This is a genomic window from Halomonas sp. C10-5 (assembly GCF_057169305.1).
On record NZ_CP175665.1, the window covers coordinates 1,424,637 to 1,444,621 of the forward strand.

19 protein-coding genes and 1 riboswitch are annotated in these 19,985 nt (G+C 67.8%); of the genes, 8 read left to right on the forward strand and 11 right to left on the reverse strand.

The genetic code is table 11. The features are described from left to right. Window positions 1-2: 2 nt before the first annotated feature. Window positions 3-125, reverse strand: a riboswitch (TPP riboswitch). A 72-nt stretch (window positions 126-197) separates the two neighbouring features. Continuing rightward, window positions 198-503 (reverse strand): hypothetical protein, encoded by a 306-nt coding sequence (locus ACJ7IV_RS06710; RefSeq protein WP_213311080.1) that lies wholly within the window; start codon window positions 501-503, stop codon window positions 198-200. Between the two features lie 84 nt (window positions 504-587). Next, entirely contained in the window at window positions 588-1,508 is a 921-nt protein-coding gene (argF, locus tag ACJ7IV_RS06715; RefSeq protein WP_213311079.1) for an ornithine carbamoyltransferase, read from the reverse strand. 164 nt (window positions 1,509-1,672) lie between these two features. Here argF and ACJ7IV_RS06720 point away from each other — a divergent pair, with 164 nt between their 5' ends. Then, on the forward strand, window positions 1,673-2,008 hold the full coding sequence (locus ACJ7IV_RS06720; RefSeq protein WP_161432917.1) for a Grx4 family monothiol glutaredoxin: 336 nt from the start codon (window positions 1,673-1,675) through the stop codon (window positions 2,006-2,008). A gap of 183 nt (window positions 2,009-2,191) precedes the next feature. On the opposite strand, the gene rnt is transcribed toward ACJ7IV_RS06720, so the two are convergent. Next, a complete protein-coding gene (gene rnt / locus ACJ7IV_RS06725; protein WP_483866317.1) occupies window positions 2,192-2,860 on the reverse strand; it encodes a ribonuclease T in 669 nt (222 codons plus the stop codon). 172 nt (window positions 2,861-3,032) lie between these two features. On the opposite strand from rnt, the gene ACJ7IV_RS06730 reads away from it, so the two are divergent. The 3 genes from ACJ7IV_RS06730 to ACJ7IV_RS06740 are packed head-to-tail and all read left to right on the forward strand — an operon-like array spanning window position 3,033 to window position 5,768. After that, window positions 3,033-4,253 (forward strand): argininosuccinate synthase, encoded by a 1,221-nt coding sequence (locus ACJ7IV_RS06730; RefSeq protein ID WP_483866318.1) that lies wholly within the window; start codon window positions 3,033-3,035, stop codon window positions 4,251-4,253. A gap of 51 nt (window positions 4,254-4,304) precedes the next feature. Next, window positions 4,305-4,625, forward strand: a complete 321-nt coding sequence (locus ACJ7IV_RS06735) for an HlyU family transcriptional regulator (RefSeq protein ID WP_483866319.1) — start codon at window positions 4,305-4,307, stop codon at window positions 4,623-4,625. Window positions 4,626-4,640: 15 nt separating this feature from the next. Next, a complete protein-coding gene (locus ACJ7IV_RS06740; RefSeq protein ID WP_483866320.1) occupies window positions 4,641-5,768 on the forward strand; it encodes a DUF294 nucleotidyltransferase-like domain-containing protein in 1,128 nt (375 codons plus the stop codon). Here the strand turns inward: ACJ7IV_RS06740 and ACJ7IV_RS06745 are convergent. From ACJ7IV_RS06745 to ACJ7IV_RS06760, 4 genes are read right to left on the reverse strand one after another with little or no spacing between them, the layout of a single operon-like run. Further along, a complete protein-coding gene (locus tag ACJ7IV_RS06745; protein ID WP_483866321.1) occupies window positions 5,734-8,499 on the reverse strand; it encodes an ATP-binding protein in 2,766 nt (921 codons plus the stop codon). The two genes, ACJ7IV_RS06740 and ACJ7IV_RS06745, sit on opposite strands and share 35 nt — an antisense overlap. A 3-nt stretch (window positions 8,500-8,502) precedes the next feature. After that, window positions 8,503-8,721: a hypothetical protein gene (locus ACJ7IV_RS06750; protein WP_483866322.1), complete on the reverse strand. Its 219-nt coding sequence runs from the start codon at window positions 8,719-8,721 to the stop codon at window positions 8,503-8,505. Window positions 8,722-8,749: 28 nt separating this feature from the next. Continuing rightward, window positions 8,750-10,810 carry a 3'-5' exonuclease gene (locus tag ACJ7IV_RS06755; protein ID WP_483866323.1) on the reverse strand — a complete coding sequence of 687 codons (2,061 nt, stop codon included), beginning with the start codon at window positions 10,808-10,810 and terminating at the stop codon, window positions 8,750-8,752. Further along, the gene (locus ACJ7IV_RS06760) at window positions 10,810-11,181 is read right to left on the reverse strand and encodes a response regulator transcription factor (RefSeq protein ID WP_161432925.1); all 372 of its coding nucleotides are present in this window, start codon (window positions 11,179-11,181) and stop codon (window positions 10,810-10,812) included. Before ACJ7IV_RS06760 ends, ACJ7IV_RS06755 begins: the two co-directional genes overlap by 1 nt. 134 nt (window positions 11,182-11,315) lie before the next feature. On the opposite strand from ACJ7IV_RS06760, the gene ACJ7IV_RS06765 reads away from it, so the two are divergent. The 4 genes from ACJ7IV_RS06765 (at window position 11,316) to ACJ7IV_RS06780 (ending at window position 15,345) form a co-directional block, all read left to right on the forward strand. Next, window positions 11,316-11,999 (forward strand): glutathione S-transferase, encoded by a 684-nt coding sequence (locus ACJ7IV_RS06765; protein WP_483866324.1) that lies wholly within the window; start codon window positions 11,316-11,318, stop codon window positions 11,997-11,999. 161 nt (window positions 12,000-12,160) lie between these two features. Then, window positions 12,161-13,837, forward strand: a complete 1,677-nt coding sequence (locus ACJ7IV_RS06770) for a carbon starvation CstA family protein (protein ID WP_483866325.1) — start codon at window positions 12,161-12,163, stop codon at window positions 13,835-13,837. Between the two features lie 16 nt (window positions 13,838-13,853). Next, window positions 13,854-14,156 (forward strand): cory-CC-star protein, encoded by a 303-nt coding sequence (locus ACJ7IV_RS06775; RefSeq protein WP_023004431.1) that lies wholly within the window; start codon window positions 13,854-13,856, stop codon window positions 14,154-14,156. A gap of 181 nt (window positions 14,157-14,337) precedes the next feature. Further along, window positions 14,338-15,345, forward strand: coding sequence for an ArsA family ATPase (locus tag ACJ7IV_RS06780; RefSeq protein WP_483866326.1), 1,008 nt, complete (start codon window positions 14,338-14,340; stop codon window positions 15,343-15,345). Here the strand turns inward: ACJ7IV_RS06780 and ACJ7IV_RS06785 are convergent. From ACJ7IV_RS06785 to metG, 4 genes are all read right to left on the reverse strand, one after another. Continuing rightward, a complete protein-coding gene (locus ACJ7IV_RS06785) occupies window positions 15,342-16,091 on the reverse strand; it encodes a YdcF family protein (protein ID WP_483866327.1) in 750 nt (249 codons plus the stop codon). The genes ACJ7IV_RS06780 and ACJ7IV_RS06785 overlap by 4 nt on opposite strands. 82 nt (window positions 16,092-16,173) lie before the next feature. Further along, window positions 16,174-16,809: an endonuclease III gene (gene nth, locus ACJ7IV_RS06790; protein WP_483866328.1), complete on the reverse strand. Its 636-nt coding sequence runs from the start codon at window positions 16,807-16,809 to the stop codon at window positions 16,174-16,176. Between the two features lie 161 nt (window positions 16,810-16,970). Continuing rightward, complete coding sequence (locus ACJ7IV_RS06795) at window positions 16,971-17,765, reverse strand: RnfABCDGE type electron transport complex subunit B (RefSeq protein ID WP_483866329.1); 795 nt, start codon at window positions 17,763-17,765, stop codon at window positions 16,971-16,973. 6 nt (window positions 17,766-17,771) lie between these two features. Then, a complete protein-coding gene (gene metG / locus ACJ7IV_RS06800; protein ID WP_483866330.1) occupies window positions 17,772-19,808 on the reverse strand; it encodes a methionine--tRNA ligase in 2,037 nt (678 codons plus the stop codon). Between the last annotated feature and the right edge of the window lie 177 nt (window positions 19,809-19,985).

Genomic DNA, 19,985 nt, shown 5'->3' on the forward strand with positions numbered 1-19,985 from the left:
CAGCGATGCACGATCTTGTTCCCTCCGCAGGCATCAACCTGATCAGGTTCAACGGGTTCGGCCGTACCGATCTCAGCCCCCGTGTCCACCGCAGTGCGGCTACCGGGGCTCCCCGACAAGCGTGTCCAACATAACCAAGGAGGCCCGCCGACGCAATCGCGTCGGCGGGCCTCAGGACTCCTTCGGCGGTGGGCCGGTCAGGCGCAGTCGGCGGCACCCTCGCCGAACATGTCGAACAGCAGCTCGCGGCCCATGCCGGTAAGCACGAAGCGCCGCTGGTCATTCCAGGTCGCCGCCTCGCTGGACTCGAGGATGCGCTGGCAGGCCGACCACTCGCGGCTGTCGCTTTCCAGCGTCTCCAGGGCATCGGGGTCGAGGCCGCGATGGGGCACGGTGACGGTCTCAAGGACATGGCCCTGGCGGTAGAGCAGGGCGGCCATGTTGGAGAGGCACTGGCGCAGGCTGCGCTGCATGCCGAAGGTATCGATCGTCTGTGTAGTCATGCGCCGCGTCTTCCCAGGTGGAATGTGCTGCGGCGCATTATACAACCTTGGTCGCACAAGACCAAGGTCTAATGAGGGCCGGTCTCAGTCGTCTACCTGGCCCAGCAGCAGGAACTCGATCAAGGCCTTCTGGGCATGTAGGCGGTTGCCGGCCTCCTGCCAGACCACGGCGCGCGGGTCGTCGAGCAGGGTCTCGCTGATCTCCTCGCCGCGGTGGGCGGGCAGGCAGTGCAGGAAGAGGACATCGTCGGCGGCGCGGTCGAGCAGCGCCTCGCTGACCTGGAAACCGGCGAAGGCCGCCGCCCGCTTGGCCTGCTCCTCCTCCTGGCCCATGGAGGCCCAGACGTCGGTGGTCACCAGGTCCGCACCGCTGACCGCCTCGGCGGGATCGCGCAGGATGGTGACACGGTCGCCGGCGGCCGCGAGGATATCCTGGCGCGGCTCATAGCCCTCGGGGCAGCAGATGCGCAGCCGGAAGTCGAACTGGCGGGCGGCATTGATCCAGGAGTGGCACATGTTGTTGCCATCGCCGATCCACACCGCCGTCTTGCCCCGCACGCTGCCGCGCAGCTCGGTCCAGGTCATCACGTCGGCGAGCAGCTGGCAGGGGTGGTAGTCGTCGGTGAGGGCGTTGATCACCGGCACGCTGCTGGCCGCCGCATACTCCTCGAGCCCGGCGTGGGAGAAGGTGCGGATCATCACGATGTCGACCATCTCCGAGAGCACCCGGGCGGTGTCGCCGATGGGCTCGCCGCGGCCGAGCTGGGTGTCGCGGGGCGAGAGGAACAGCGCATGACCACCGAAATGGGCCATGGCGGTCTCGAAGGAGACCCGGGTGCGGGTCGATGACTTCTCGAAGATCATCGCCATGGTGTGGTTCGGGAAGGGGGTATAGGTGGGCCCCTCCACCTTGAGCGCGTTCTTGATGGTGATGGCGCGCTGGATCAGGTTGCTCAGCTCTTCGGGGCTGGCATCCATCAGGGTCAGGAAGTGCCGAGTGGCCATGGGGTGCTCCTCGTAAAAACGCACATCCTAGCCAGCCGCCGGGGGATGCGCAACGCGCCATGGATCAGTAGAATGGCCTCCATCAAGACCTACTGCCGGAGTCGGGTATTGCCCGAGCCGGCATTCGCGACCTCTGTTGTCCATTGCATTCATAGGGAGACGCCATGAGCACCACCCTCGAGAACATCCAGCGCCAGATCGGCGAGAATCCGATCCTGATCTACATGAAGGGCACCCCGCAGCTGCCCCAGTGCGGCTTCTCCGCCCAGACCGTGCAGGCGCTGATGTCCTGCGGCGAGCGTTTCGCCTTCGTCAACATCCTGGACAACCCGGACATCCGTGCCGAGCTGCCCAAGTACGCCAACTGGCCCACCTTCCCGCAGCTGTGGGTCGAGGGCGAGCTGGTCGGTGGCTGCGACATCGTGCTGGAGATGCACCAGAACGGTGAGCTCGAGACGCTGATCAAGGAAACCGCCGCCAAGCACAAGGATGACGCCTGACCGGGCTTCGCCCGGAGCTTTCAGCTGTAAGCCATAAGCTTTAAGAAGCAGGCCCGCCAGATATCTGGCGGGCCTGCTTCGTTTTGTATGGCACTGGAACTAAGGCAAACTGAGGCCGGCTTACGGCTTACGGCTTACGGCTTACGGCTTACGGCTTACGGCTTACGGCTTACGGCTTACGGCTTACGGCTGCTCCTCCATCCCCTGTTCGCGCTGGGCCTGGGCCCAACCGCCGATCTCCTTGTAGCGATTGACCATGGCACAGAACAGCTCGGCGGTACGCTCGGTGTCATAGCGCGCCGAGTGCGCCTCCTGGTTGCTGAACTCGATGCCGGCGGCGCGGCAGGCGCGGGCCAGCACGGTCTGGCCGTACATCAGACCGGCCAGCGAGGCGGTGTCGAAGCTCGAGAAGGGGTGGAAGGGGTTGCGCTTGATGCCGCAGCGATTCACCGCGGCGTTGAGGAAGCCGTGGTCGAAGGCCGAGTTGTGGCCGACCAGAATGGCGCGGGTGCAGCCATGGGCCTTGATCGACTTGCGCACCGGACGAAAGATCTCGCCTAGTGCCTCGGACTCGGAGACCGCCACCTGGCGGCGCAGCGGGTCGTCGAGATTGATGCCGGTGAAATCCAGCGCCGACTGCTCGACGCTGGCGCCCGCAAAGGGCTCCACGTGGAAGGCGTAGGTGGACTCGGGAATCAGGTTGCCCTCGGCGTCCATGGTCAGGGTGACCGCGGCGATCTCGAGGATCGCGTTGCGCTCCGGGTTGAAGCCGCCGGTTTCCAGGTCCACCACCACCGGCAGGTAGCTGCGGAATCGCTGTGCCATCAGGTCGCGGGCGATCGCCTCGCTCATGCACCTCTCCTTCGTGTTTGGCCTTCGTGTCGCGGGCAGGTCGGCCATGGCCCGGTCAGAATTCGCGCAGTCTAGCAGCTCGCTCCGGAGACGTCCCGCGGGGCGGTATTCGAGGCCCGGCTGGCGCGCTATACTGACGGGCTCTAGCGTTCATCAGAAAGGAGCTCCTCGAATGTCCGATGTCAAGAAGGTTGTGCTGGCCTATTCCGGCGGCCTGGACACCTCCGTAATCGTCAAGTGGTTGCAGGAAACCTACAACTGCGAGGTGGTGACCTTCACCGCCGACATCGGCCAGGGCGAGGAGGTGGAGCCGGCGCGTGCCAAGGCGCAGGCGCTGGGCGTCAAGGAGATCTACATCGAGGACCTGCGCGAGGAGTTCGTGCGTGACTACGTCTACCCGATGTTCCGCGCCAACACCATCTACGAGGGCGAGTACCTGCTCGGCACCTCCATCGCACGTCCGCTGATCGCCCGCCGCCTGATCGAGATCGCCAACCAGACCGGCGCCGACGCCATCTCCCACGGCGCCACCGGCAAGGGCAACGACCAGGTGCGCTTCGAACTGGGTGCCTACGCGCTGAAGCCGGGCGTCAAGGTCATCGCCCCGTGGCGCGAGTGGGACCTGACCTCTCGTGAGAAGCTGATGGCCTACTGCCAGCAGCACGATATCCCGGTGGACTTCACGGGTCAGAAGAAGAAGTCTCCCTACTCCATGGACGCCAACCTGCTGCATATCTCCTACGAGGGCGGCATCCTCGAGGATCCCTGGGCCGAGGCCGAGGAGGACATGTGGCGCTGGAGCGTCTCGCCCGAGGCGGCACCCGACGAGCCCACCTATGTCGAGCTCACCTATGAGAAGGGTGACGTCGTGGCCCTCGACGGCGTGCCCATGAAGCCCCACGAGGTGCTGGAGAAGCTCAACAAGCTGGGCGGCGACAATGGCATCGGGCGCCTCGACATCGTCGAGAACCGCTACGTGGGCATGAAGTCCCGCGGCTGCTACGAGACCCCGGGGGGCACCATCATGCTCAAGGCCCACCGCGCCATCGAATCGCTGACCCTGGACCGCGAGGAGGCCCACCTCAAGGACCAGTTGATGCCCAAGTATGCCGAGGTGATCTACAACGGCTACTGGTGGAGCCCGGAGCGTCGCATGCTGCAGGCCGCCATCGACGAGACCCAGCACAACGTCTCCGGCGTGGTGCGTCTCAAGCTCTACAAGGGCAACGTCATCGTCGCCGGCCGCCAGTCCAAGCAGTCGCTCTTCGACGAGTCCATCGCGACCTTCGAGGATGATGCCGGTGCCTACGACCAGAAGGATGCCGAGGGCTTCATCAAGCTCAATGCCCTGCGCCTGCGTATCGCCGCCGGCAAGGGCCGTCAGCAGGATTGATGCCGTTGCGGGGCACCCGGTGGGTGCCCCGCTGGCACAAGGAGCCTCACCATGTTCAAGAAGCTTCTCTCCGGACTGTTCGGCGCCGGCGATGACGATGCCACTCCGGGCAACGCGCCGCCCGCCGAGCCGGTGGAGTACAACGGCTACCTGATCATCTCCGAGCCGGCCAAGCAGGGCGGTCAGTACCGTGTCAGCGGCTGGATCCGCCGGCCACTGACCGGTGACGGCGAGGAGGAGGAAGACGAGGTGCTCGAGCATCGCTTCGAGCGCTCGGACATGGTGCCCGGCCGCGAGGCCTGCGACGAGCTGATGATCAGCAAGGCGCGACGCTTCATCGACGAGATGGGCGACGACATGTTCGCCCGTTAGAGGCCGTCGCCAGCCGTGCGCTTCCTGCATCGTGCCTCACCATGGCGGGAGCTGTTCGCCGGGGAGACCCCGCCGGATCCCGCCACCCTGCCTGACCTGCTCGCGCCGCTGCGCGAGGCCCTGGCAAGCCTGGGGCCCCATCCCGATCTCGCCGATGCCCACGCCTGGCAGTCCCGCCTGGTGGAGGCCCTGGTGCGTCTCGACCTGCCCGGCTGGCGCATCGCCCAGCTGATCAGTGATCACAACGCCTGGCTCTATCGGCGTGCCATCCGCCTCGCCGAGATCGAGATGCGCGGCCAGGGCTGGGGGGCGCCGCCGGTAGGCTATTGCGTGCTGGTGCTGGGCTCCGGAGGGCGCCACGAGAGCCTGCTGGCCCCGGACCAGGACAATGCCATGATCATCGACGACTATCCGGATGCCCGGCACGTCGAGATCGACGGTTACTTCCAGTCGCTGGGCGAGCGCTTTACCGCACGGCTCGATGCGGCGGGCATCCCCCTGTGCAGCGGCCATGTCATGGCGCGTTGGCCGATGTGGCGCAAGCGCCTCTCGGAGTGGCAGTGCCAGCTCGATATATGGAGCGCCGAGCGGCGGGTGAAGCGGGTGCAGCAGGCCAATATCCTGCTCGACTTCACCCCGGTGCACGGTGACGAGGCCCTCGCCGAAGGGCTGCGTGACTGGGTAGCCGAGAGGTTGCCCGCCGCGGGGCTCTTCCTCGACGAGATGGCCGCGCTGCTCGACGAGCAGCCGGTGGCCCTGGATCGCTTTGGCAGGCTGGCCGGGTCGCTGGAGGGGGCGCCCCACGAGCGGGCCCTCAACCTCAAGCACCAGGCGCTGCTGCCGCTGGTCGCCGCGGTGCGCCTGCTGGCGCTGCGCCACGGCGTGCGCGAGACCGACACCCGGCGGCGTCTCGCCGCCCTGGTTGCTCGGCAGGCCATCGACACCGCGACCTGCCGGGCACTCACCGCCGCCCATGGTCGTTTGCAGGAGCTGCTGCTGAGCGAGCAGCGCCGTAACCTGGCCGCTGGTCGCGCCGCGGACGGCTGGGTGGATGTCGCCCACCTGGGCGAGGACCAACACCTGCTGCTGCGCCACGACCTGCAGCAGATCAGGGCACTGCAGCGGCGGGCACGCCGGGCGTAGCCGGGGGTGCCTCCGGGAGCTCCATGATCAGGCAGGCGCCGCCCAGGTGGGGCGCCTCTTCCACCCATAGCCGGCCGCCGAGATGGGCCACGATCCCGCGGCTGATGGGCAGGCCCAGGCCGCTGCCGCGGGGGCGCCCGCGGCGCTTGTCGGGCGACTCCTCCGGGCGCTGGATCTGGTGGAACTTCTCGAACACCCGCTCGCGCTCCTGCGCATCGATGCCGGGGCCGTTGTCCTCCACCGCCAGGCGGTAGTGGGTCTTGTGGCGTATCAGGCTCAGGCGCACCCGGGGCCTTGCCTCGTCGGCGAACTTGCCGGCGTTGTCGAGCAGGTTGATGATCACCTGCTCCAGCCGATCCGGGTCGCCTATCACCGGCGCCTCCTCCAGCTCGATCGCCACATCCAGCGCCACGCCACGATCCTCCTGCATATGGTGCACTGCATCCACGCTATGGCGGGCCAGCGCCACCAGGTCCAGGCGTTGGGGGTTGAGGGTCAGACGCCCGCTCTCCAGGCGCGCCAGGTCGAGGATCTCCTCGATCAGCCGCGACAGGCGCTGGCTCTCCTTGACGACCACGTCGAGGAAGTGGATGCGCTTCTCCTCGGGCAGCTCGCCACTGTCGCGCAGGATCTCGGCGAAGGCGCGGATCGAGGTGAGCGGGGTACGCAGCTCGTGGCTGACCATGGCCACGAACTCGTCCTTGAGCCGGTCGAGCTCACGCAGGCGTTCGTTGGCGGCGCGCAGCTCCTCGCTGGCCTGGGCCAGTTCGCTGGACTTCTGCTCCAGGCGGCGGTTGATCTCCAGGGTCTCGGAGGTGGTGTCGAGGATACTGAGGATCGACTCCAGGTCCAGCGCCTCGCCGCGCACCACCGAGTTGATCAGCACCCGCGCCGAGGCGTTGCCCAGCGCCCCGGAGAGCGCCTGTTCGGCCCGCGCGATCTGGGTCGGGGTGGCCGGCTGTTCGGCATCGCTCTCCCTGGCCTCGGCGTCGGCGAAGACTCGGGCAGTAGCTCCGGTCCCCAGATAGCGGTCGAGCAGCGCGCGCAGCTCGCCGCGGGTGGTCTGACCGTGCCATAGCGAGGTCTGCAGCAGATGGGGGTGCATCGCCTCGGCGAACAGCGCCGCCTGGGTCTGCTCCAGCGGCGACTGGCGGCTGAACAGCGAGACTCCCACCAGCAGGCCGAGGTTGGCGGTCAGGCTCCACAGCAGCGAGTGGGTGTAGATGTCCCAGCCCTCCAGGCCGAACAGCGCGTAGGGGCGCAGCCAGGCGATGCCGAAGGGGCCCTGCTCGAGGAAGCCGGCGTCCAGCCAGCCGGACTGGGCGAAACCGGGTATCAGCAGCGTCCAGGCCCATACCAGGGTGCCGGCGATCAGCCCCAGGGCGGCGCCGCGACGATGGGCGCCGCGCCAGTACATGCCGACCAGCATGGCCGGGGCGAACTGGCAGGCGGCGGCGAAGGAGACCAGGCCGATGGTCACCAGGCTGTAGGCGTCACCGACCAGGGCGTGATAGAGGTAGCCCATCAGCAGGATCAGCACGATAGCCACGCGGCGTATGCCCAGCAGCCAGCCGGCCAGCTCGCCGCTGGCGCTGCGGTGCAGGCGCCGGGTGCGCAGCAGCAGGGGCATGATCAGCTGGTTGCTGACCATGGTGGAGAGGGCAATGGTCTCGACGATCACCATGCTGGTGGCCGCCGAGAGCCCGCCGATGAAGACCAGCAGCGGCAGGCCCTGGAGGTCCGCCGAGAGCGGCAGGGTGAGCACGAAGCTGTCGGGGTCGGCATCGCCCATCAGCAGCAGCCCGGCCATGGCGATGGGGATCACGAACAGGTTGATGGCCAGCAGGTAGAGCGGGAAGAGCCAGCTGGCGCGGGCCAGGTGGCGCTCGTCGACGTTCTCCACCACCAGGACCTGGAACTGGCGGGGCAGGGTGAGGAAGGCGAGGAAGGCGAGCACCAGCATGCCCACCCAGCCGGTGGCGCCTCCGGGCACGGCATCCAGCCCCAGTCGCTCGGCCAGCTCCGGCGTGGCGGCGACCTGGGCGAAGAGATCGCCGGGACCCTGGAAGAGCACGAAGACGGTAAACACCCCTACCGAGAGGAAGGCCACCAGCTTGACCAGCGACTCGAAGGCGATGGCCGCCACCATGCCCTCGTGGCGCTCGCTGGCGTCCAGATGGCGGGTGCCGAAGAGGATGATGAACACCGCCAGCACCAGCGCCACCCAGAACGACTTGTCGAGCCAGAAGGGCTCGTCGGCCAGACGCAGGTCGGCGGCCTGGGGGTAGTTGACCAGCACGGCGTGGCTGACGGTGATCGCCTTGAGCTGCAGGGCGATATAGGGCGTGATGCCGATCAGCGCGATCAGCGCCACCAGCGCGCCCAGGCTCGAGCTCTTGCCGTAGCGGGCGCTGATGAAGTCGGCGATGGAGGTGATGCGCTGGGCGCCAGCGATGCGCACCATCTTGCGGATCAGGAAGGGGGCCATCAGCATCGCCAGGGTCGGGCCCAGGTAGATCAGCAGGAAGCTGGGGCCGAACTGTGCGGCGCGCCCCACGCTGCCATAGAAGGTCCAGGCGGTGCAGTAGACGGCGATGGAGAGCGCATAGACGTTGGGCGAGCCGATCAGCGAGCGGCCCAGCTCGGCGCGGCGGTCGCCCCAGGCGGCGATCAGGAACAGCAGTGCCAGGTAGCCGAAGGCGACGCCGAGCACCACGAGATCGCTGCGCATGGCCTACTCCTCGGGTGGCGTGCGATGCGTGGGTGCCGCCGGGTGCTCCATCAGCCAGGCGGCCAGGCCGATCACCAGGCCCCAGGCGACGAACAGGTAGAGTGGCAGCCAGGAGATCGCCGCGGCGCGGTCGGGCACCAGCACCAGTGGCGGCGTGAACAGCAGTGCGGCCAGCACGATCAGTGCCAGCAGCCGTTCGCGGCGGCGCGGGGCGCTCAGCATGGCCCGCTCCTGGGGTCAGTGGTGGCGGTCATGAGGCGCAGGCGTCCTCCTTGTTGAGGGCGCTGTTCTGCAGGGCCAGCGCCTTCTCCAGGGTATCGATGCCGCGGGCCTCGAGCCGCGGCAGCAGCGAGAGCCACAACTCGGCGGTGACCCGGGCGTCGCCCAGGGCGGTGTGCCGGGTGCCGGGCGGGAAGGCGAGGTCGTAGCGCTCGGCCAGGGTGTCGAGGTCGTGGCCGTCGAGGCTGGCATCGAGCGCCCGGGAGATCAGCAGGGTGTCGAGCACCGGCATGTCCAGCTCGATGCCGGCCCCCGGCGGCTGCAGGGCCAGCAGGTCGAAGGCGGCGTTGTGGGCCAGGATCACCGCATCCCCCACGTAGTCGCGGAAGCGCGGCAGGGCCACCGAGAGGGGCGGCGCGCCGGCCACCGCATCGTCGGTGATGCCGTGGATGGCGGTGCTGGCCGGCGGGATCGGCTTGCCCGGATCGACGTAGAGATCGAAGGTCTCGCTGGCCAGCAGGCGGGCGTTGACGATGCGACAGGCGCCGATGCTGATCACGGTGTCGCCGCGTCGCAGCTCCAGGCCGGTGGTCTCGGTGTCGAAGGCGACGACCTCCAGGGCGCGCAGCGGGCGCGCGGCCAGCTCCGCATCGGGGGCCGGCAGGTCGGCGATGCCGAAGTCGTGGAACTCGGGGCGTGGCGGGGTCGCCGGGAGCGGCGCCCCGACGCGTTCGGTGGCCGGCAGGGGCAGGCGCAGGCGGGCATGCTCGCCGTCGTCATCGGCGAGGCTCCAGGCGTCGCTGGCGTGCTGACGCAGCACGTCGGCCACCCGCGGATTGAGGGGCAGTGACTCCAGGTGCTGCTGCTGCCACTCGCCGAGGCAGCGCTCGGAGAGCGGCGCCCCCTGCCAGATCAGGTCGAGGTAGACCCGCTTGTTGCCCAGGCACACCTCGCCCTCCAGGGGCGTCTCGCCAAGCTTCGCTTCCAGGGTGTCGAGCAGCGAGCCGAGCAGCACCAGCAGGGCGCTGGCGTCGCCCTTGAGCCAGGCCGGCATGCCCACGGCGGTAACCTGGCGCTCGGCGGGGCGACGTTCATTGAGGCTGGCCCAGAGGTCGTTGGACCACAGCGGGATCAAGCGCTCGCCCTCCTGCTGCATGCGCTCGACCAGCGAGGCGAGGCCCTCGATGTCCTCGCCCAGGCCCTGGCTCTCCTCATGGATCACCCGCTCCAGCCGGCGGCGCATCTCCCCGGCCCCCTCGGGCAGGGCGGAGAGGGCATCGGCGGCGCTGGTCAGGCTGGCACCGTGGCGGCGCAGGCGTGGCAGGCCATCGAGCAGCTCGGCCCGGGCGCCCATCTCGCTGGTCCAGGCGGCGGTGGTGTCGGTGAGCGTGAGCAGGGTCTCGCCATGGCTGCCGGGCACCCGGCGCAGCATGGCCCGCAGCCAGCGCTCGCCGCTGGGGACCAGCACCTCGCGCGGGGCGCCATTGGCGGGCAGCTGGCGCAGGGCGTCCTGCAGGCTTGCGGCCGACAACAGGGTCTCGAGTCGCTTGCCCAGTCCCAGGCTGGCGTGGTCCTCGAACAGCGCCTCGGCGGCCTGGTTGAAAAGCAGGATGCGACGATGGTGGTCGCACAGCAGCAGCGGGGTGTCGAGCACCTGCAGCAGCGTCTCGAGCTCCTGGCGGATACGTGCGGCGCTGCGGGCCCCCTCGGCGTGGGCGGTGGCCAGGCGCGAGCGATCGCTGCGCCACGCCTCGCGCACCCGTACCAGGTCGGGCCCGAGGGCTCGCAACCAGCCCTCGGGCGGGTAGTCGTCGCGGGCATCGGGGTTGGCCACCAGCCGCGCCAGTTGCACCTGCAGGTGGCGCAGCGGGGTGAACAGCTGGCGCTCCAGTAGCAGGCCGACCAGGAAGATGGTACCGCCGCCGGAGAAGCAACCCGCCCACAGCACCAGCCGGGCGAGGCCCTGGGGCTGGAAGAGGGTGTCGAGCCACAGGGCAAAGGTGGCACCGCCGAAGATGCTGATGCCGCTGAGCAGCAGCCACAGGCCGATGAGGCGCTGGCGGCGGGGCAGGCCGGAGGGACGACGCGCCATCAGGACACCTCGGCGAGCAGAGACTTGACCTTCTCCACCAGCGCCTGGGTGGAGAAGGGCTTGGTGACGTAGTCGTCGGCGCCCAGCGCCAGGCCCTTCTCACGCTCCACCTCACGGCCGTGGGCGGTGAGCATGATGATCGGCAGGCGCGCGTGGGTCGGGTCGCCGCGCAGGCGCTCGAGGACATCGAATCCACTGATGCCGGGCAGGCTGATATCCAGCAGCACCAGGTCCGGTGGGCCCTCCTCCACGCGCGCCAGGGCGCTCTCGCCATCCTCGGCGGTGACCACCTCGAAGCCGGCCTGCTGCATCAGGAACTCCAGCGACAGGACGATATTGGGTTCATCGTCCACCACCAGCACCTTGGCCATGACGCCCTCCTGTTATTTATCGTCGTTGTTGGCGTCAGTCTAAGTGGCCGTCGATGGCCGGGCAAAGACGACCTTGGCAGGAGGCGCGCTTGCTGCCGTGCTAGGGTGACCCCATGGACAACCGGGAGAGCGCGATGATCGAGGTTCACCATCTGGAGAATTCCCGCTCGCAGCGGGTCGTGTGGCTACTCGAGGAGCTGGGTGCCGAGTTCGAGGTCGTGACCCATCGGCGCGACCCCCAGACCCTGCTGGCGCCCGACACCCTGCGCGAGCTGCACCCGCTGGGCAAGTCGCCGCTGATCCGGGATCGCAGTCGCAGTGAGCGTGTGCTGGCCGAGTCGGGGGCGATCCTTGACTACCTGGTCGAGCATCACGACCCCGAGCGTCGGCTGGTGCCGCCCAGCGGCAGCGAAGCCTTCGAGCGCTACCGCTTCTGGATGCACCACGCCGAGGGCTCGGCGATGCCACCACTGGTGATGCGGCTGGTGTTCTCGAGACTCGGTCAGCCACCGGTGCCGGCCCTGGCGCGGCCGCTGGGCAGGATGTTTGCGCGCGGGGTGGAGCAGCAGTACCTGGGACCGGACATCCACCGCCTGGTGGCATTCTGGGAGGATGAGCTGGCCCGCGGGCCCTGGTTTGCCGGCGAGGCGTTCAGTGTCGCCGATATCCAGATGAGCTTCCCGGTGCTGGCCCTGGCCAGCCGGGGCGGCCTGGAGGGCTACCCGAACCTGCAGGCCTTCCTCGCGGCGTGCCGCGAGCGCGAGGCTTATCAACGCACGGTGGCGCGTATCGGCGAGTTCGGCCTTCACGCCGCGTGATGCCCTCTGACTCGATGGCTCTAATACTTTCGTCGCGAAAGTGGTGATTAGCCGGCGAAGCGCATGGACGCGAAGGTAACAAGGTTAGACCATTGTCTGCAGGGTCCCATACCGAGGCCTTGCATCCTGTTCAACCCACACCCACCTGCTAGGAGTGAGCCATGAGTGCCATTCTCGTCCTGGTCCTGGGTCTTGCCGCGATGGCGGCCGGGTACTTCCTGTACTCGAAGTTCATCGCCGAGAAGATCTACCGACTGGACCCCGACTTCAAGACGCCCGCCCACGAGTATGAAGACGGCGTCGACTTCGTGCCCACCAACCGCTATGTGCTGTGGGGCCACCACTTCACCTCCGTGGCCGGCGCCGCTCCCATCGTCGGGCCCGCCATCGCCGTGATCTGGGGCTGGGTCCCGGCCTTCCTGTGGGTGGTGCTGGGCACCGTGTTCTTCGCCGGGGTGCATGACTTCGGTGCCATCTGGGCCAGCGTGCGCAACAAGGCCAAGTCGGTCGGTGCCCTGACCGGCGACGTGGTCGGCAAGCGAGCGCGCAGCATCTTCATGATCGTCATCTTCCTGGTGCTGCTGATGGTCAACGCGGTGTTCGCCGTGGTGATCGCCGGCCTGATGATGAACTTCTCAAGCGCCGTGGTCCCGGTGTGGGGTGCCATCCTGGTGGCCCTGGTGATCGGCCAGATGATCTATCGCCGCAAGATGAGCCTGCCGATGGTCTCCATCGTCGGCGTCGTGGCCCTCTACGCGTTGATCGGCATCGGGCCCTCGGTGCCCCTGCAGATGCCGGCGGAAGTCGCGGGTGTCTCGGGTAACGCCATCTGGATCCTGCTGCTGTTCGGCTATGCCGCCATCGCCTCGCTGCTGCCGGTGTGGGTGCTGCTGCAGCCCCGCGACTATATCAACGGCCTGCAGCTGTTCGTCGGCCTGATCATCCTCTACGGCGCCATCCTGCTGCTCAACCCGAGCATGGTCGCCCCGGCCTTCAACGACAATGTGCCGGCCGGCACCCCATCGCTGCTGCCGTTGCTGTTCGTGACCATCGCCTGCGGTGCGATTTCCGGCTTCCATGGCCTGGTCTCCTCCGGCACCACCTCCAAGCAGCTCAACAAGGAAACCGACGCCCGCTTCGTCGGCTACTTCGGTGCCGTGGGTGAGGGCATGCTGGCGCTGGCCGCCATCCTCGCCGCGACCGCCGGCTTCGCCAGCCTCGCCGACTGGGAGGCGATGTACACCGCCTTCGGTCAGGGCGGCGTCAACGCCTTCGTCGAGGGCGGCGCCTTCATCATCCACAACGGCCTGGGCCTGCCCGAAGCCACCGCGGCGACCCTGCTCACCGTGATGGCGGCACTGTTCGCCGGCACCACCATGGATACCGGCCTGCGCCTGCAGCGCTACATCTTCCAGGAGTGGGGCGAGATCTATAATCAGCAGTGGATGAAGAAGCCCGCGGTGGCCACCCTGCTGGCGGTGGGCAGCTGCCTGCTGCTGGCCTTCGGCGCCGGCGGCGCGGATGGTTCCGGTGGCCTGATCATCTGGCCGCTGTTCGGTACCACCAACCAGCTGCTGGCGGGCCTGACCCTGCTCGTGGTCACGGTGATGCTGGTGCGCCTGGGTCGCCCGATGTGGTACACCCTGGCTCCGCTGGCCTTCCTGCTGGTGATGACCATCGCCGCGCTGTTGATCCAGCTGCGCACCTTCTTCGACCAGGGCAACTACTTCCTGCTGGGCCTGGATATCGTGGTGCTGGTGGCCGCGATCCTGGTGGCGCTGGAGTGTGTCTCTGCGCTCAAGCGGCTGCGCAACGAGGCGCCTGCCAAGCAGGAGTGAACGTAAGGAGAGAAGGATGAGCGACGACCGACACGAGGGTCGTGAGGCTCGTCTCGAACGGATTCGGGCCTGGCTTAGCCAGGCCCGTTTCTTCGCGGAGGAGGTCTACTCCTCCCCTTACCGGGGCGCGATTGCCCGCGCCCGGCGAGACGAGGACGACCTCTTCATGCTGCTGGTGTTCTCCGAGATGATGGGAGTTCCCAACCCGGCGGCCTACTACACCTTGGAGCTGCAGCCCCTGCTGCTGGAGCGTTTCCATGATTGGCACCGCCGCATGGGCATGGAGCGTTCGCCCCTGGATCACTTCAAGTGTTGCTGATGAAAATTGGCAGGCGGGAGTGGCCGAGGAGCGCCGGGGATATTTCGAAGGGGAGGTCCTACGCCAGGGATGGCGTCGGTAGCGCCCAGGGAGGGGTTCACAGCGCCTCCCCGAAGAGATGTCACCGGAATAGCTCCGAGGGTCACTCCCATAGTCTGTGTTGATCCGTCTTGGGAGTTATATGAAACAGTTACTGGAAAAGCGCCTGCTGTGGGTAGGCGGCAAGGGCGGTGTCGGCAAGACCACCGTGGCCGCGGCCTTGGCGGTGCTCGCCGCCCGACGCGGTAAGCGCGTGCTGGTGGTCTCCACTGACCCCGCCCATAGCCTCGGCGATGTGTTCGACCGCGAACTGGCCGACACGCCCCGGCGGTTGCTGCCCAACCTCGATGCCATGGAGATCGACCCCGACGCCGAGGTGGAGGCCCACCTGGCCCGGGTCACCGCCCAGATGCGGCGCTATGCGGCGCCGGAGATGATGGCCGAGCTGGAGCGCCAGATGCGCCTGACGCGGCAGTCGCCGGGCACCCAGGAGGCGGCGTTGCTCGAGCGGCTGGCGCGGATCATCACCGATGACGAGGCCGACTGGGACCTGATCATCTTCGATACCGCGCCCACCGGCCATACCCTGAGGCTGCTGACCCTGCCCGAAGCCATGGCGGCCTGGACCGATGGCCTACTGGCGCATAACCGCAAGTCCGAGGAGCTGGGCAAGGTGCTCTCCCACCTGACGCCCAAGCGCGGCCGCGACGTGGCGAGCCCCTTCGACGATCCCAAGGAGAACGAGCTGGCCGACCTGGACGACAAGACCCGCGACGTGGCGAAGACCCTGATCGATCGTCGGCGCCTCTTCCACCAGGCGCGGCGACGCATCGAGAACGTCGACGAGAGCGGCTTCCTGTTCGTGCTGACGCCGGAACGGCTGCCGATCCTCGAGACCGCCCGGGCCGTGGCGACCTTGGAGGAGGCCCATGTCCCGGTAGCCGGAACCCTGGTCAACCGGGTCATTCCCCCGGAGGCCGATGGCGACTTCCTCAACGCTCGCCGCGAACAGGAAGCTACCTACCTGGCACGCATCGACGAGGAGCTGGGTCACCTGCCGCGCCCGCGGCTACCCTGGCTGCCCACCGACGTGCAGGGCATCGAGATCCTCGAGCAGCTGGCGGAGCGCCTTGAGGCCGAGGGCTTTTAGTGGTTCGGCAGCTGGGTCTTGATCCAGCTGACTCCGCGACCCAGCCACTCGTGCAGGGCGCGAGTGCTCTGGTTGAGGTGGTAGGCGCGCGGGATCCAGGCATGCAGGCCCGGCGGCGGGGCACTCGCGAATTCGGTGGGTGCCGCTATCACCTCCAGGCCCGCCCGTTTGAACTCCGCGCTTGCCCGGGGCAGGTGCCAGGCCTGGGAGACCAGGGCGACGCGCTCGATCCCCGCCGCTTCCAGCATGGCGGCGCTGAAGCGCGCATTCTCCGCGGTGTTGCGGCTCTCGCCCTCCAGCCAGCGTACCGGCACCCCGAACACCTCACGCAGTGCCGCGGCCATCAGGCTGGCCTCGGCGCTGTGTTCGTCATGGACGCGACCGCCGGTTACCAGGATCGGCCAGTCGCTGCCACGTTGCAGCCAGGCGCCATAGGCCAGGCGTCGCCAGGTGGGATTGCTGGGGGCGTCGCCCCAGCCGAACTCGGGGCTCTGGTAGTCGCGGCCGCCGCCGAGGATGACGATGGCCCCTTCGCCACGCAGGGCTGCTGGGCCGGAGAGCGGCGGCGGTTCCAGCCCCTGGCGCAGGGCGTGGCTCGCTATCGGGGTGGCGAGCACCAGCAGGCTGGCCAGTCCCAGGGCGATGAGCAGCCCGCCCGTCAGTCGTCGGGCGCCGGCGGCGAGGCCAGCGAGGATCAGCAGGGCGTTGATGACCGGCGGCAGCAGGAGGTATTTCAGCGCTTCCATGGAGTGAACTCGTCGGGGCCTGCCGCCAGTCAAGCAGGCTGTGACGGTCGATGCCAGCCTTCAGTGGTCAACGCCTGCCCGGCTACAGCTCGGTCTTCTCCTTGAATTCGCAGAGATCCTCGATCACGCAGCTGCCGCAGCGGGGCTTGCGTGCCACGCAGGTGTAGCGGCCATGCAGGATCAGCCAGTGGTGGGCATCCTGGCGAAACTCCTTTGGCACATGGCGCAGCAGCTTCTTCTCCACCTCGACCACATCCTTGCCGCGGGCGATGCCGGTGCGGTTGGAGACCCGGAAGATATGGGTGTCCACGGCGATGGTGGGTTGGCCGAAGGCGGTGTTGAGGATGACATTGGCGGTCTTGCGCCCCACGCCAGGCAATGCCTCGAGGGCGGCCCGGGTCTCGGGCACCTCGCCGCCATGCTTCTCCACCAGCAGGTGGCAGGTCTTCATCAGGTTCTCGGCCTTGGTGTTGTAGAGGCCGATGGTCTTGATGTGCTCCTTGAGCCCGTCGAGGCCGAGCTCGATGATCGCCTGGGGGGTGTTGGCGACGGGGAAGAGCCGGGCCGTGGCCTTGTTGACGCCGACGTCGGTGGCCTGGGCGGAGAGCAGCACCGCGGCGAGCAGCTCGAAGGGGGTCTCCCAGTTGAGCTCGGTGGTGGGCTCGGGGTTGTGCTCGCGCAGCCGCGCGAAGATCTCGTAGCGTTTCTGGGCGTTCATTTCAGTCCCTGGCAAGAGCGCGAGGCGCCGGGGACAGGCCGAAGAGGAGGTCCTACGCCAGGGATGGCGTCGGTAGCGTACAGGGATGTATTCACAGCGCCTCCTCGCAGGCCTGTCGCCGGATCAGCCCCAAGCGGTGAAGTCGGGAAAGTGTCATCGGATCATTCAGCCGTGCCTGCTTGCTCCAGCGCGCCTCTGGCCTCGGCGAGCAGCCGCTCAGCCTCGGGGAGCTGGGCGCGGGCGGTGGCTTCTGCCTCGGCGTCACCGCGACGCCGGGCGCTCTCCAGCTGCTGCTGCACGCGCTTGACGGCCTGTTCGGCGGCCTTGAGGGCCATCTGACGCTGGCGCTTCACGACCGTGTTCCCCGGAGTGGCGGCAGCGCCAGTGCTGTCGGCGCTCCGGCGCTGCTGCAACAGGCGCTTCTGGCGCTCCAGGCGCTTGTCGCGGGCCTCCCGTGCCAGGCGCGCCTGGCGGGCGCGATGGCGACGGCGACCCAGTTCGGCGCGCCGTGCCAGGTAGGCGTCGCGCTTGGCGTCGGTCTCGGCGGCCTGCCAGGCGGGATGGGGCACCAGGTCGATGCAGTCGACAGGGCAGGGCGCCACGCACAGCTCGCAGCCGGTGCACTCATCAACGATCACCGTATGCATGCGCTTGGCCGCCCCCAGGATGGCGTCCACCGGACAGGCCTGGATGCACTTGGTGCAGCCGATGCATTCGTCCTCGCGGATCACCGCGGCCAGCGGCAGCTGGGTGGGCTCCGCCAGGGGCTGTGCGGGCTGGCCGGTCAGCTCGGCCAGCTGCGCGAGGGTGGGCTCGCCACCGGGCGGGCAGCGGTTGATGGGCTCGCCCTCGGCGATCGCCTCGGCATAGGGCAGGCAGCCATCGAAGCCGCACTTGCCGCACTGGGTCTGGGGCAGCAGGGCATCGATGGCCTCGATCAGGTCACGGCGACTCACGGTGGCTCAGGTCACCCGCTGGCCGGGCTCGGCGCCGGTGTCCGGCGAGAGCAGGTAGATACCCTCGTCGTTGGCCGAGGCCAGCACCATGCCTTCGGAGACACCGAAGCGCATCTTGCGCGGCGCCAGGTTGGCGACCATCACGGTGAGTCGGCCCTCCAGCGCCTCGGGGGCGTAGGCCGCGCGGATGCCCGAGAAGACCGTACGGCTCTCGCCGCCCAGATCGAGGGTCAGCTTGAGCAGCTTGTCGGCGCCCTCGACGTATTCCGCCTTGGCGATGCGGGCGATGCGCAGGTCCACCTTGATAAAGTCGTCGAAGGAGATCTCGGGGGCGATCGGCTCGTCGGCCAGGGGCCCCTTGGGGGTCTCCTTGAGTTTCTGTTCTTCCACCAGGTCCTCCTTGGACGCCTCGATCATGGCGTCGATCTTCTCCCGCTCCACGCGGGTCATCAGCGGCTTGAACTTGGCGATCTCGTGGTTCAGCAGCACCTCGTGGCGGCTATGCCAGTCCAGTGACTCGAGCTTGAGGAACTCGCGGGCGCCCTCGGCCATGGCCGGTACCACCGGGGCCAAGTAGACCATCAGCTGGCGGAACAAATTGATGCCCACCGAACAGATATCCAGCACCTCCTGCTCGCGCCCCTCCTGCTTGGCCAGCACCCAGGGCTCGGCCTCGGCGATATAGGTGTTGGCCTCGTCGGCCAGCTCCATCACCAGGCGCATGGCGCGGCCAAACTCGCGAATCTCGAACTGCTCGGCGATCTCGTCGCCGGCACTAATGAAGCGGGCTACCAGCTCCGGTTCGGCGCAGTGAGCCGAGAGCTTGCCGCCACCCAGCTTCTTGACGAAGCCGGCACAGCGGCTGGCGATGTTGACCACCTTGCCGACCAGGTCGCTGTTTACCCGAGCGGCGAAGTCCTCGAGGTTGAGGTCCAGGTCGTCGACCCGGGAGGTGAGCTTGGCGGCGAAGTAGTAGCGCAGGTACTCCGGGTTCAGGTAGTCCGCGTAGGTGGCGGCCTTGATGAAGGTGCCCCGGGACTTGGACATCTTGGCGCCGTTGACGGTGACGAAGCCGTGGCAGTTGACCGCAGTGGGGGTGCGGAAGTCGGCGCCATGCAGCATCGCCGGCCAGAACAGGGCGTGGAAGTAGACGATGTCCTTGCCGATGAAGTGGTAGACCTCGGCGTCGCTGTCATTGGCCCAGTAGCTATCGAAGTCGATGCCTTCGCGATCGCAGAGGTTCCTGAAGCTGGCCAGGTAGCCGATCGGTGCGTCGAGCCAGACGTAGAAGTACTTGCCCGGGGCGTCGGGGATCTCGAAGCCGAAGTAGGGGGCGTCGCGGGAGATGTCCCACTCGTTGAAGCCGGCCTCGAACCACTCCATCAGCTTGTTGCGGATCTGCGGCTGGACGTGGCCGTCGTTGATCCAGCGGTGCATGAAGTCGGCGAAGTCGGGCAGCTTGAAGAAGTAGTGGGTGGAGCCGCGGACCTCGGGGGTGGCGCCGGAGATCGCCGACACCGGGTCGATCAGGTCGGCCGGGGTATAGGTGGCGCCGCACGCCTCGCAGTTGTCGCCATACTGGTCGTCGGCCTTGCACTTGGGGCAGGTGCCCTTGATGAAGCGGTCGGCCAGGAACAGCCCCTTCACCGGATCGTACATCTGCTCGATGTCACGGGTGGCGATATGCCCCTTGTCGCGCAGGCGGGTGTAGATCAGTTCGCTGAAATAGCGATTCTCTTCCGAGTGGGTCGAGTGATAGTTGTCGAAGGCCACGCCGAAGGTGGCGAAGTCAGCCTGGTGCTCGCGGCTGACGCGGTCGATCAGCGCCTCGGAGGTGATGCCCTCCTGTTCGGCGCGCAGCATGATGGCGGTGCCGTGGGCGTCATCGGCACAGACGTAGTGGCACTGCTGGCCGCGGCTCTTCTGGAAACGCACCCAGATGTCGGTCTGGATGTACTCGAGCAGGTGGCCGAGGTGGATGGCGCCGTTGGCGTAGGGCAGGGCGCTGGTGACCAGGATCTTGCGCGTGGCGTTCGTCGACATATCGGCTCTTGAATCCCAGGAAAATCAGACGCTCGATTGTAGCCGGGATGGCGGCTGACTGCACCCGACAGGCTGGGTCAGTCAGGGCTACCGCAGATGGCAACACCGCTCCAGGTTTCTCCGGCGACAGGCCTGCGAGGGGGCGCTGTAAATACCTCCCTGTACGCTACCTCGGCC